At 55.8% G+C, this 12,222-nt stretch carries 9 protein-coding genes; 8 read left to right on the top strand and 1 reads right to left on the bottom strand.

Annotated elements, in window-relative coordinates:
* Positions 1-245: 245 nt before the first annotated feature.
* Positions 246-1,268, top strand: coding sequence for a class 1 fructose-bisphosphatase (gene fbp / locus AC5DDB_RS28995; protein ID WP_491743265.1), 1,023 nt, complete (start codon positions 246-248; stop codon positions 1,266-1,268).
* A gap of 219 nt (positions 1,269-1,487) precedes the next feature.
* On the opposite strand, the gene AC5DDB_RS28990 is transcribed toward fbp, so the two are convergent.
* A complete protein-coding gene (locus tag AC5DDB_RS28990; protein WP_491743264.1) occupies positions 1,488-2,945 on the bottom strand; it encodes a cytochrome P450 in 1,458 nt (485 codons plus the stop codon).
* A 242-nt stretch (positions 2,946-3,187) separates the two neighbouring features.
* Here AC5DDB_RS28990 and rsmH point away from each other — a divergent pair, with 242 nt between their 5' ends.
* From rsmH to AC5DDB_RS28955, 7 genes are all read left to right on the top strand, one after another.
* Entirely contained in the window at positions 3,188-4,138 is a 951-nt protein-coding gene (gene rsmH, locus AC5DDB_RS28985; protein WP_491743263.1) for a 16S rRNA (cytosine(1402)-N(4))-methyltransferase RsmH, read from the top strand.
* A 227-nt stretch (positions 4,139-4,365) separates the two neighbouring features.
* Positions 4,366-7,089 carry a LysM peptidoglycan-binding domain-containing protein gene (locus AC5DDB_RS28980; protein ID WP_491743262.1) on the top strand — a complete coding sequence of 908 codons (2,724 nt, stop codon included), beginning with the start codon at positions 4,366-4,368 and terminating at the stop codon, positions 7,087-7,089.
* An 89-nt stretch (positions 7,090-7,178) separates the two neighbouring features.
* Positions 7,179-7,505: a hypothetical protein gene (locus AC5DDB_RS28975; protein ID WP_491743261.1), complete on the top strand. Its 327-nt coding sequence runs from the start codon at positions 7,179-7,181 to the stop codon at positions 7,503-7,505.
* A 4-nt stretch (positions 7,506-7,509) separates the two neighbouring features.
* Entirely contained in the window at positions 7,510-9,270 is a 1,761-nt protein-coding gene (locus tag AC5DDB_RS28970; RefSeq protein WP_491743260.1) for a peptidoglycan D,D-transpeptidase FtsI family protein, read from the top strand.
* Positions 9,271-9,461: 191 nt separating this feature from the next.
* The gene (locus AC5DDB_RS28965) at positions 9,462-10,343 is read left to right on the top strand and encodes a DUF6677 family protein (RefSeq protein WP_491743259.1); all 882 of its coding nucleotides are present in this window, start codon (positions 9,462-9,464) and stop codon (positions 10,341-10,343) included.
* Positions 10,344-10,415: 72 nt separating this feature from the next.
* On the top strand, positions 10,416-10,625 hold the full coding sequence (locus AC5DDB_RS28960; RefSeq protein WP_491743258.1) for a hypothetical protein: 210 nt from the start codon (positions 10,416-10,418) through the stop codon (positions 10,623-10,625).
* Positions 10,626-10,646: 21 nt separating this feature from the next.
* On the top strand, positions 10,647-12,038 hold the full coding sequence (locus AC5DDB_RS28955; RefSeq protein ID WP_491743257.1) for an MFS transporter: 1,392 nt from the start codon (positions 10,647-10,649) through the stop codon (positions 12,036-12,038).
* Positions 12,039-12,222: the final 184 nt, after the last annotated feature.

Raw genomic sequence — 12,222 nt, 5'->3', positions numbered from 1 at the left:
CGCTGGGTTCAGCGACTTTTTCTCTGCAGAGGGCTTGGCTGGACTTGGAAAGCAACTTGAATGCCGAAGTGTCAGAATCTCAGATCGTTGTTGGCTGGGAGTTGAACGGACGGCAATACATTCTGCGATAGATCGTGGACGAACTCGGTTGCGTCCGAACGATTCGGAAGACACAATTCTGCAAGCTATGCACTTAAGCGCTCGAACAGGCTGCGCCGTCTGTTCAGAAGTCCGAAAGGTCACCGATGGATCCCGTTGAAGCCCCCGCGTTCGCAAAAACACAGCCGATTGTCACCGTCCAACAGCATATATTGCGGGAACAAAGACGATTTCCCGGTGCGTCCGGCGAATTTTCCTTCCTACTCTCCGGGATCACGTTGGCCACAAAAATGATCGCCGCTCGTGTTCGCAGGGCCGGTCTGACCGATGCGTTCGGGGCGGAAGGCGGCATGAATGTTCAAGGCGAAGTCCAGCAGAAACTCGACGTGTATGCCAACCAAGCGATGATGCACTGCCTCGCGGTCCGCGAAAGTGTGGCGGTGTTAGCGTCCGAGGAGAACGAGCAACCGCAAATCGTCGACGAAGGAAATCCGAATTCCCACTATGTGGTGGTGTTCGATCCACTCGATGGTTCGTCGAACATTGATGTAAATGTCAGCGTGGGCACGACATTTTCGATTCTCAAGCGAGCGGACGGTGCCACACCCGATGGCGGCCATGAGGCGGATGTTCTGCAACCGGGGATCAAGCAGGTCGCTGCGGGATACGTGATGTACGGTTCCTCGGTGATGCTGGTCTACACCTGCGGTCATGGCGTGCATGGGTTCACACTCGACCCGGCCATCGGTGCGTTTGTCCTCAGTCACGAGTACATTCGCATTCCGAAGCAGGGAAAATACTACTCCGTCAACGAGTCGCACTTCGATTCCTTCCCCGCACCGTATCAGAAGATCATCACGAAGATTCGCTCGGGGGAACTCGGCCAGACCTATAGTTCGCGTTACATCGGCTCGATGGTCGCGGATTTCCACCGCACGCTGCTCAAAGGTGGGATCTTCCTGTACCCGCCGACCAAGAGCAATCCCGAAGGGAAATTGCGGTTGCTCTACGAGGCGAATCCAATTGCCTTCATCACCGAACAAGCCGGCGGCATTGCGACCGATGGCGAAAACCGCATCCTCGAAAAACAGCCAACGAGCATCCACGAACGGACTTCGTTAGTCGTCGGCGGCCAAGTCGAAATGGCCGAATTCGCACGTTGCTGGTAGGTGGGGCGATTTTTTGGCATTGGGAATTTCGCTGTCATTGCTAACGCATGACGACTCAACGCTTTCTGGTGCCGAGAATAGAGGATGGAAGATAGAGGATGGCTTTCAGTCGGACTCTTTTGCCATCCTCAATTCTCCATCTTCGATCCTCAACTGCAAATTCCCCAGGACGTGCGACTAGTTTTTTGGCTGCAACTTCAAAGCGACATCAAAGGCCAACTAAGCCGCTTTCCGGGTGGGTTCAACAGCCGGTTTCGCTTGGGTGGGCAGTTTCACCAAATCGTGGATATTGCCTGTCACCGGGTTTTGGTCGAATTGGCCATCCGGTGCGTGTAATGTCACGGGAAGTTGGCCGAGCGGAGTTAGCATGGTCGATCGAATCGCCCCGCTCACTTCGCTGCCACTCACTGCGCTGAAACGGTAGCGTTTTAGAATCGACGGCAACGTGACCTTGAGAATCATCATTGCCAGCGGTGCTCCGATACACATCCGCGGACCGTTCCCGAACGGCAAATACGCATATGGCGAAACCGATAGCGACCGCCAACGATCAGGAATAAACGACTCGGGATCTTGGTAAATCCCTGGCAGCCGATGGGTGATGAACTGACTGAAGATGACCGGTTCGCCACGACGGAGACGAAACGGCCCGAGATCAACGGGTTCGGCTGCAATCCGCTGCGAATACCCCGAAGCCGGCATGATTCGCATGCTCTCTTTGAGAACTCTTTCCGTCACAGAGAGGTTCTCGATTTCGTCCAAACTCGGTGAAGGCTCCTCGACAAGTGTGTCGATTTCCTGCCAGAGTTCGGACATGATTTCCGGATGCTGAGTCAGCAGGAAGATCGTCCAACACAGTGTGTGAGCCGTGGTTTTGTGAGCCGCACCGAACAACAAAGCGACGTGCCCGACGAGGTTGTCATCGGTGATCTTCACGCCCTCGTCATGGGCCTGAATCAACAGCGATAACAAATCGCCACCGGTCGCGCCGCGGGACTTCTTCAAATTGATCATGCCGAGAATTTCTCGCTCGAGCGTTTTGCCGAGCGTCATCAATTCGTCGTATCCCTCAGTAAATTGCTTGTCGGCGATAAACGCGCCCATGCCGATCTCGTGATTCATGTGAATCCACTCGTCCAGCATTTCGCCGATCTGGTACGCGAGTTCCGGTTCATCCAAACCGAACAGCAAGGCACTGGTCACACGGAGCATGTAGTGCGTCATGTCTTCGTGCAAATCGCGAGTCTCGCCGACTTGCCACGTGTCGAGCATTTCCGTCACTAACTGCGTGACCGGTTTGGCGTACTGGCCGATGACTTGCTTCTGAAACGGTCCCATCACCAATCGGCGATGTTGCTTGTGCTCGCTGCCATTCATGCTGAGCAAGCCGCTGGTCAGTCGTCGTTGTGGCGATCGTTTTCCGCCCCGCAATGCGAAGAACCGCGAGTGAAACGTCTGAGCATCACTCAAAACGTGCTGCGTCCATTTCGGACCGAACACAAAGAACAAGCGGTGCACGCCGTCTTGCAACGCAGCCAATTCGCCGTGCTGGGCATGCAACTTTCGCAAGACTTCGATCGGGTTCGTCGGAAAATCGAGAAGACTTCCTTCGGTGACTGGCATACCGGAATTGGATTCATCGAGTGAAAGTTTCGGAAACGAGGCGGGTGAAGTCATTGCGAGTCGTTCCATGACAAGTACCAGCGGGATAACGCGGGCATCCCTTACCCGAAATCAGGCAATTTGGTCAACCCGATCTTGGACCACTCAGGTCTCGTTAGTTTCTCGAATCAAATCGGAGTAGCACGCCCAAGAGTAGAGCGATGAGTTTTGATCTTCGCGCGCGAACGCTTTTCCTCTAAAACCCCGCGGTCTATGAAATTGACTTGACTTGGAATGCAATTGTTCTCGGCGTTGTCATGACACCTCCCGATCGAAATTCGCAGCGGTCTAACATCCCGGTTCACCGGCCGGTGTTGTTGCGGGAGGTTTTGCGCGAATCGCAGTTGTCGCCGGGTCTTTGTGTGCTCGATGGAACCGTTGGGGCCGCAGGTCACAGCGAAAAAATTTGGCGGAAGATTCGCCCCGATGGCATACTGATCGGGCTGGATCGTGACCCGATGATGCTCGCCCATGCCAGCACGAAACTTCGTGCGAACGCCGAAGATTCCCAGGGCATCATCTTGGAACATTCGAGCTACGCCGATGCAGCGGCGGTTTTGGAAAAACATCAGATCGAACATGTCGACCGTGTGCTGCTCGATCTCGGATTGTCGTCGGACCAACTTGCCAGCGACGACCGAGGATTCAGTTTTCACGCGACCGGAGATTTGGATCTGCGGTTCGATCCGTCTCGTGGACATCCCGCCTGGCGACTGCTTCAAGATTGGAGCGAAGCCGAACTTGCTGAGATTTTCGAGGAATACGGCGAGGAACGCTACAGTCGCCGGATCGCAAGTGGCATCGAGAAATACCGCCAGGAAAACACAAAGCCGCTCCGATCGGCAGCGAATTTGACGGAGATCGTGTTGCAGTCGGTCCCGGCAGCGGCCCGGCAAGACGCCAAGAAACATCCCGCGACACGGGTTTATCAGGCGTTACGAATTGCAGTCAATCACGAGTTGGATCACCTTCGGCAAGCCCTAGATGAGACCTTGCCACGGATTGTTCGCCCGGGGGGGCGTGTGCTCATCATCACGTTTCATTCGTTGGAAGACCGCATGGTCAAGGCAGCTTTTCGAGGTGCGTCATGGAAGACACCCCAAACCAGCCCGAGCAAAGCCCTCAAGCCCATCTCAGCCAGCCCGGACGAGGTGCGTCTCAATCCCCGCGCCCGAACGGCCCGGCTACGCGTAGCAATCCGAGCGTAGGTTCGCCGAATCCGACGTTGGGCACCAATCCGCACCAACCACGACCAAGTGGTCCCGTTCCACGCACCACGCCGACGGCGTCCGCGCCGGGCGTGAATCCGAACATCGGTCGAACAGCACCGTCGTCGACAAATCCGGCTCCATTGAATCCTTCGTCATCGAGTCCTCCAACAGAGGATCGTCCGGTACCCCCATTGAATCGCCCGCATTCGGCGAATTCCAGCGCGATGCGGTTTTTGGATGAGTCCTCGTTGCCGCCGTCGTTACCCTCAGCGTCGGTAGCTGCGCTCGCGGCTCACGCAGGTATCTTGGATTCCAAAGATGATCCGCCCCGACCATCCGTCACGCCCAATCCACGAACAACCGGCCAAACTTCCCCGACCTCGGCGGCTTCGCCGACTGCCCCGGTCCGATCGGCTTCCGCCTCGCAGCCCGTGATTCCACCGAAAGAACCAGCCACACGTCCCGCGCAGACCGAAGGCTTCAATCCGTACCGGACCGCCTCACAACCGCAGGTGTCCCCTTCGGCCTCAACAGCGCCGGCGGCATCCTCGACGCCCGTTCCACGACCGAGCGTTCCGAGTCAGTCGACCGCGACTTCGCACCCCGTTCCCGTCCAACAGGAACAGCCAAAACCGTCGACCAGCGCTCAACCGTCGGAGATGGACTGGGGCGTCGATCGCAAGCCGAAACGATTCTCGATCGGCACGAAATTGGGGCTACTCGCGGTGACGGTGGTTTTGGCCGGTTTTGGGTACGTCTTGTATCGCAAGGTCGAGCAGAACAAAGCCCTTGGTCACGGATTCCTAGCAGCTGGGGAAGAACCACCAGTTACATCGGAAGAGCCACCAGTTTCCGATCTGAACCAAACACCGCCAATTACCGCCCAGTCGGAACCGTCGTCGCCCCTGCCGTTTGAACCAGTGAATCCGCGACCGATTCAACAGGTCGGTCATGAAGTGTCGGCCCCAGAATCCGAGGCATCTGAGACACCGGAGTCTGCCGTTAGTGTTTCGGCATCGACGGAGTTCTTCCCAGCGGAAACCGTTCCTGCTCCAAAACAAGACGCTCAAGAACCCATTGAGTTCGAGCCAGCAGTTCCCGTCGAAACCAAGACACCCAATTGGGCGAGTGCACCGAGCACAACTCCGACACCTGTGCCAACCGTCGACACGACACCACAACCGACAATGGCTGATGCCACTCCGGTCACTGTCGAAGATCCTTTTGGAGGAGGAGAGGTTTCCAACCCGCCAAATACTGGAAAGATCGAATTAGTCGGCGGGGAATCGGCACCAGCTTCAATTGAATTCGCTGCATCCGAAACGCCGGAACCACCAGAAGTCATGGAAGCAGCGGTCTCGCCATCGAACGGAGAAGTTGAAACGTCGGCATCGCCGTTTGGCGGCAACTCCGAGCCGAGCGTTTCTGTTCCTCCTGCACCGATCAACGAGCCAATAGCAGTTCCCTCACCTATGGCAGAGGCAAACGAACCCTCTGCCCCCGTATTTTCGGAACCGCCGGTCAATGCTCCCGCAGCATCCACGACTGGTCCGGGTACATTTGAGCCAACTGCTGAGACTCCGGCGGGGTTTGCCGATGCGGACCCATTTGCAACGACAGTTCCCACCGCTCCCAAAGCGTCTGTCGAAGGTCCAACCGAAGCGTCCGTCGAAATGTCGGCCGCTCCGCCTGCTCCTGGGGAAACCGTCGAGACACCGGCAGTATTTGAGTCCGAATCACCGTTTGGGGAAACGGATCCTGCCGGTACAATGGCACCTGTCCCGAATGCAACGACCGAAGAACCATTGCCGCCCGCATTCACAAATAACACAGCGACCAAGGAAGACCGGCCAGATCCGTTCGCCGCCGATGTTCTGTCGCCTCAGGAACCGAATGTCGAAGCGGTTCAACCAACGGCATCGGTCCCCGTCCAAACCGTAGAACCAAATCTGGAACCCGTTCCGACCGCAATGGAGGAACCCGCGACAGAAGCGGTTCCGTTTTCGGAGTCGACGCCGGTCGAAGAACCGGTTCCTTTCGCCAAAACCGTGCCGTTTGAAGCCTCACAACCGGTCCCGACACCCGCAACCATTCCCAATGAAACGGAAGTTCCTGCAGCTTCGCCTGATCGCGCGACTGCAGAATTATTCGGTCCGGTAGACGCGCCTGTGACTAGTGCATCCGAAGCGCCGGCAATGATTGACGTTCCGCCTCCATCTCCCAACGGCATTCAGCAGACATTCGGAAACGGCGAAGGGACGACGAAGAATGCCTTCGAAGCGGAGAATCCATTCACAGCCGACACACCGACACCCGTTGACCAATTTGCTACGGACCCGTCAGATTCGGCGGAAGCCAACAATGCGGGCACACCGGCGGCGCAAATGTCGTCTCAGTATGAACCGGAGTTGATTCCAGTGCCGTCTTCGGAGACTTCAAACGTCTTCGAACCTAATGCCCCCGCATTTGAAGCCGATGAAATTGACGTCTACGAAGTTCGCCCTCGAGACAACTACTGGACGATCTCCAAAACCGTCTACGGCACGGGGCGGTATTTCACGGCACTTGCACGGTTCAATCGGTCGCGAATTCCTGACCCCAAGAAGATGCGACCGGGCATGAAAGTCCTAGTTCCTACACGAGAAGCCTTGGAACAAGCGAATCCCGACTTGTTCCCCAAACGAGTCTTGAACACCGATCCTGCGGGAGCCGACAGCGGGTTCTTCATGGACGAAAACGGCACGCCCCGGTTCCGGGTCGGCAAAGAAGACACACTAGGCAGTATCGCCCATGCCCATCTCGGACGATTCTCCCGATGGACCGAAATCTATCAATTGAACCGACAGCGGCTGAACGATCCCAATAAATTGACGCCGGGAACCGAACTTCAACTTCCGCAGGATGCCAGCCGAGTTCGGGTTGTCAGCGCGGAAGTGATGAGTCGATAGAAACAAGTAGGTCAGGCAGTGCCTGACGATTGTTCTGGGATGTCAGGCATGGTCTGACCTACGGGATCTGTCGCGGGTGTTTGTTCCTCATGGTTTTTCGTTTTGTCGGAAGTCTAACGCTGGTCGTCGTCATCGCCTTACTTGGCGTGGCGTTGGAGACGGAGAATCTCGCATTGCACCGTGAGATCAGTCGGCAACACTATCAGACCGACATTCTTCGCGAAGACTACGCCCGACTACGATTGAAGAGCCAGGAACTGGGAGCCCCGACGAAAATGTTGGACGATCTGGAAGCCGGGCGAATTTCCGTGCGGACTCCGGACCGTGTGGCCGACGATGGACCGCGGAAGATGCCGTTGCTCGAATGGCGTGGCGGAGTGCCCTCCACCGATTCCGAACCATCGAATCCTTTTTGAACCGATGGCGTCTGCACCAGTTTTACCCCCAACTCACAAGACATTAATCTGGCGTAGCAGATTGGTCTTTGGCGGGATCATCCTGATTTGGCTCATACTTGCCGGTCGGTTGGTGCAGTTGCAGGTCATCGAACGCGACGAACTGTATGCGATCACCGAACGTCAACATACGGTTTCCGTCACGATTCCCGCGCGTCCGGGTGACATTGTTGATCGACATGGCCGACTCCTGGCGACGACCGTCACGGCGAAAAGCCTGTTCGTCGATCCTCAGCAACTCACTTCCCCTTGGCAGACCGCCCGCCAACTCGCTGCGGCTTTGGATCTCGACGCGGATGATCTCTTTCTGCGATTTGCGAAGTATCGTCAAAAACGATTCCTGTGGGTCAAACGTCGTCTGAGCGAATCGGAAGTCAGGGCCATCGCAAACTTGAAGTTGCCGAAATCCGTGTTTGGGTTTCGCGATGAATACCTGCGAAAATATCCGCAAGGTCGACTCGCGGCACACGTCATCGGGTTGCGGAACATTGATGGCGTCGGTCGTGGAGGCATCGAGCAGACTTTCGACGGAATTCTCCGTGGGCAAAATGGCACGCGATTACTCACCCGTGACGCACATGGCAAAGTTGTTCAGGTGCGAGAGGAAGTGACCTCCGCTCCGAAACACGGCCGGACCGTTGTGCTGGCAATCGATGCGGTCATTCAGCTCTACGTAGAACGGGAACTTGATCGTCTGGTTAACGATTGGAGTCCGCGAGGTGCCTCCTGTATCGTTATGGACCCACGCAACGGCGAACTATTGGCGATGGCATCACGACCGGGTTTTGACTTGAACAATCCGCGTGGGACCGTGGATCTTGCATGGCGTAACAACACAATCGCTTCCATGTACGAACCAGGATCGACACTGAAGCCGTTTCTGGTGGCGGCAGCGATCGACGGTAACGTGCTGCAAGCCAATGAAACCCTCAATTGCGAGTTCGGCGCGTACCGTATGGGACGACGCGTGCTGCACGATCACCATTCGTACGGCGAACTCTCTGTGACGGACGTCCTGGTCAAATCCAGTAACATCGGAATGGCGAAAATTGGCGAACGCCTGACCAACGCAGGTCTCCACACGGCCGTTTTGAACTGGGGTTTCGGTCGAAAAACGGGAATTGAACTGCCTGGCGAAGTCAGCGGGGTTGTTCGTCCGCTTCACCAATGGGACCACTATTCGACAGGTTCTGTGCCGATGGGACACGAGATTGCGGTGACCCCGCTACAACTTATCTCGGCACACGCGGCTTTAGCGAATGGGGGGCACCTGCTGACGCCCAAAATCGTACTCACCGACACCGCCCTGGTGTCGAATGATTACCAATCGGCGAACGACAGGAACACCTCGACACAAGTTGCCTCGGTGGTTGCCAGACGCGACACAACCGAGTGGCTGGTTCGCGGCCCGATGCGAGAAGTGATCACGCGGGGAACCGGCCGGAACGGGAAGCTCGATGGTTACACCGTCTTCGGAAAAACGGGGACCGCTCAAAAACCAGACCCGAAAACCGGCAAGATATCGTCTCAATTGCACGTGGCTTCGTTTGTGTGCGGTGCACCGGCGGAAGAGCCGCGTGTATTGGTACTGGTAGTTGTCGACGAACCTTCGGGTGGGCCGAATCATTACGGTGGAACCGTTGCCGCTCCGTCAGCTGCCAAACTACTGCGGCAAACGCTGATTCATCTCCGAGTGCCAGGAGAGATCAGCACGAGTCGAGATTAAAGCCGTGCTCCACATCGTTTGCATGTGCATGTCCTTGAGGATCCCTCACGTTGACATCTCTTCGCAACTCGCCCTATACTTCGGGCGTTGCCAAATGTGATCTTGGCAGCATCATAACTAGGGAATTTCGAACGAGTTCGTTCCGTGGATTCAAGCAATCCCCGAGAACGTTTGCCAAAGATCGAGGCACGATGGCCGACCCTCGCGTACCCCTCAAAAATCCCGCCGTTGCTGCCATTTTGGCTTATTTGTTTCCCGGCGCGGGGCATCTTTATCAAGGGCGACTCTTCAAAGCCGTACTGTATGCTGTCTGTATTTGGGGCATGTTCCTGTACGGAATGCAAAAGTCCGGCTGGTCGGCGTTGCACACGCATCAAATCTCCGGCGGCGATGGTCGTGGACTCCGTTGGCAACGGAATTGGGGATTCCTCACACATTTGGGGATCGGCACCCCCGCCACCTTTGCGTTTTTGCAGACAAAACGCTTCCAATCCGAAGCGAACCAACCGACTCGTCAACTGAATGGGGAATTGGTCTCCGATTTCAAAGGCATCGCCTACGATATCCTACCTTCAGAGGGACTATCGGTCTCAGGGCGAATCCGGCTCAACACGCGACAAACTGAGTATGGGCCGGAAGTTTCGGGCGTGTTTTCCGGAGAAGGTTTCTACCCCGATGGTGAAGTCCGACCGGTGGAATTGGAACTTCAAGGCGGATTCCTGATCGGTCCCCCTTACGCGGGCGATGACGCTCGTGGGTTGGAAATCGACATTTTGAAGAGTGAAGCCGGACCGTCGAGCGGTAGTTTGAATGGCGTGATTCCGCGGAGTATTTTCAACCGCTTCGGAATGCCTGCCACCGAACAGCAAATCGAACGACTGCATGGTACCGAGGGCAAAGGGTACGAACTGGCCCTTGTATACACCTGGATCGCAGGTCTGCTGAACATTCTCGCCGTCTGGGATGCCTATGCAGGCCCCGCGTACGGGTACGGAGACGAAAAACCAGAGACAGACGACGAAACTGCCAAGGAGCCCGGCGAGAACTCGCCATCGGAACCAGTCACTTCATAGCCAGCCATACCACCTGCCTAATCGTCGACCGTCTTTGACCGTTCAAGTTTCGTACTGCTATCGAGCCCGATCATGTTTGAGAATCTTCTGCCGGTTTTCGCCAATCTCAATGTGTCGTGGCATCTCGTCCCGTTAGCCGCGATGATCAGTCTCGTCTACAGTGCCAGCCGCGTTGAAATGCCGGCGGCGATCATCCAGCGATCGGTACGATTGTTCTTGACGATTTTTCTCTTCATGGGCGTAGTCTTCGCAATCCTGTGGATCCTTTCGCTCGGGCTGTAACACTCTTGCGTAGGATCGCTCATGTCTGCGGATGCTCCGAATGCAAATACGCTTCCCCTTCTGTCGCGTGACCGGGCGTTCTATGGCGTGTTGGTAACGCAGTTTCTCGGGGCCTTCAACGACAATCTATTCAAGCAACTCGTGCTCTTGATTTGCGTTACGGCGACAATGAGTTCCGGGGGCGGAAGCCTGCAGGGATATGCAACCGCGTTGTTTTCCTTGCCATTCGTGTTGTTCTCGGGGGTCGCAGGTTTTCTTTCCGATCGCGTTAGCAAATACAACATTATTGTCTCGGCGAAAGTCGCGGAAGTTGTCGTGATGTTGCTCGGCGCAGCGGCGCTAATGGTCGGCCAACACTGGCCCGATCTTCGCGTACCACTGCTGTTCGTCGTGTTGTTTTTGATGGGACTTCAAAGTGCGTTCTTCGGGCCATCGAAGTACGGAATTCTCCCGGAAATGTTCCGCGCTCGGGATCTGCCCCACGCCAACGGCGTGATTCAAATGACGACGTTCCTGGCGATCATCTTCGGTGCGGCCCTCGCCGGATTCCTGAACGACTGGTTCGGCAACGCAGTCTGGATGGGCACCATCTACTGCGTCGGAATTGCCGTGGTGGGGACGATTTCATCACTATTCCTGAGAAAAACGCCTGTTGCCAAACCCGATCTCAAATTCGACTGGTCCGCATTTATTGTGACGAAGGACGTCTGGCGGATGCTCGGTAAGGACCGCGTCTTGCTCGGTGTATTACTAGTGTCTTCGGTGTTCTGGTTTCTCGGTGGATTGACCCAGCAAGCTGCAAATACCCTAGGAAAAACGCATTTTGGTTGGTCTGATACGCGAACAAGTTTGATGGTTGCGACAATCGGCTTGGGGATTTGTCTCGGCTGTGTCTCCGCTGCAGCCCTTTCGAAAGACCGCGTCAGTTTTGGGGTAACCAAGATTGGCACTTGGGGACTAATCATCAGCTTTGTCGGCTTGTGGTGGGTTTGCCCAGCTGACGCAGTGACGAAACCTTCGTCATCAGTCAACGAAAGTACCGCAACAAAAAGTAATGATTCGCCCCAGGTTCAGACGGAGCCCCTGGGCGAAATGTTGGTCCCTCAGACAAATCTCGAGTGGAAACTGCGTGGTCTGATGCTGCTGACAGGCATCTCGGCCGGTCTTTTCGTGGTTCCACTACAGGTGTTCATGCAATCTCGACCGCCCGCGGAATACAAAGGGCGAATGATCGGCGCGATGAATCTGATCAATTGGATCGGAATTGTGTGCTCCGGAGTCTTCTTTGCAGCCGCAACCGCTCTGTTGAAGACGCTTGCCGTTCCGTTTCCCTGGTTGTTTCCAGTGATGGCTGCGTTTCTCCTCCCCATCGGCCTGTTCTACCGTCCAGAAAGCCAGACTCTTCGCGTGTAGTTTTCCTAGTCGGAACTCGCAATCCGGTGGGAATCGCGATTTTTGGGGAAAACTTGGCCGAGTCCGTTGACGATCGGGAAAGGGCTGCTATTATTCGACTTACCCGCCAGCGACAACTGTGTGGGACTTTGATCTTTGACAACTTGGTTGATAGATTGTGTGTGAGCAAGATTTGAGTGGAAAA

The sequence above is a fragment of the Thalassoroseus sp. genome, from assembly GCF_984380535.1.
Note: the sequence above shows the minus strand (reverse complement) of the source record. Positions and strands in the feature narration are given on the sequence as shown.

Excerpts from the sequence above, each read along its gene's own strand:
- fbp (WP_491743265.1), top strand. The coding sequence starts at position 246 with ATGGATCCCGTTGAAGCCCCCGCGTTCGCAAAAACACAGCCGATTGTC.
- rsmH (WP_491743263.1), top strand. The coding sequence starts at position 3,188 with ATGACACCTCCCGATCGAAATTCGCAGCGGTCTAACATCCCGGTTCAC.
- AC5DDB_RS28965 (WP_491743259.1), top strand. The coding sequence starts at position 9,462 with ATGGCCGACCCTCGCGTACCCCTCAAAAATCCCGCCGTTGCTGCCATT.
- AC5DDB_RS28975 (WP_491743261.1), top strand. The coding sequence starts at position 7,179 with ATGGTTTTTCGTTTTGTCGGAAGTCTAACGCTGGTCGTCGTCATCGCC.
- AC5DDB_RS28970 (WP_491743260.1), top strand. The coding sequence starts at position 7,510 with ATGGCGTCTGCACCAGTTTTACCCCCAACTCACAAGACATTAATCTGG.
- AC5DDB_RS28990 (WP_491743264.1), bottom strand. The coding sequence starts at position 2,945 with ATGACTTCACCCGCCTCGTTTCCGAAACTTTCACTCGATGAATCCAAT.
- AC5DDB_RS28960 (WP_491743258.1), top strand. The coding sequence starts at position 10,416 with ATGTTTGAGAATCTTCTGCCGGTTTTCGCCAATCTCAATGTGTCGTGG.
- AC5DDB_RS28955 (WP_491743257.1), top strand. The coding sequence starts at position 10,647 with ATGTCTGCGGATGCTCCGAATGCAAATACGCTTCCCCTTCTGTCGCGT.
- AC5DDB_RS28980 (WP_491743262.1), top strand. The coding sequence starts at position 4,366 with ATGCGGTTTTTGGATGAGTCCTCGTTGCCGCCGTCGTTACCCTCAGCG.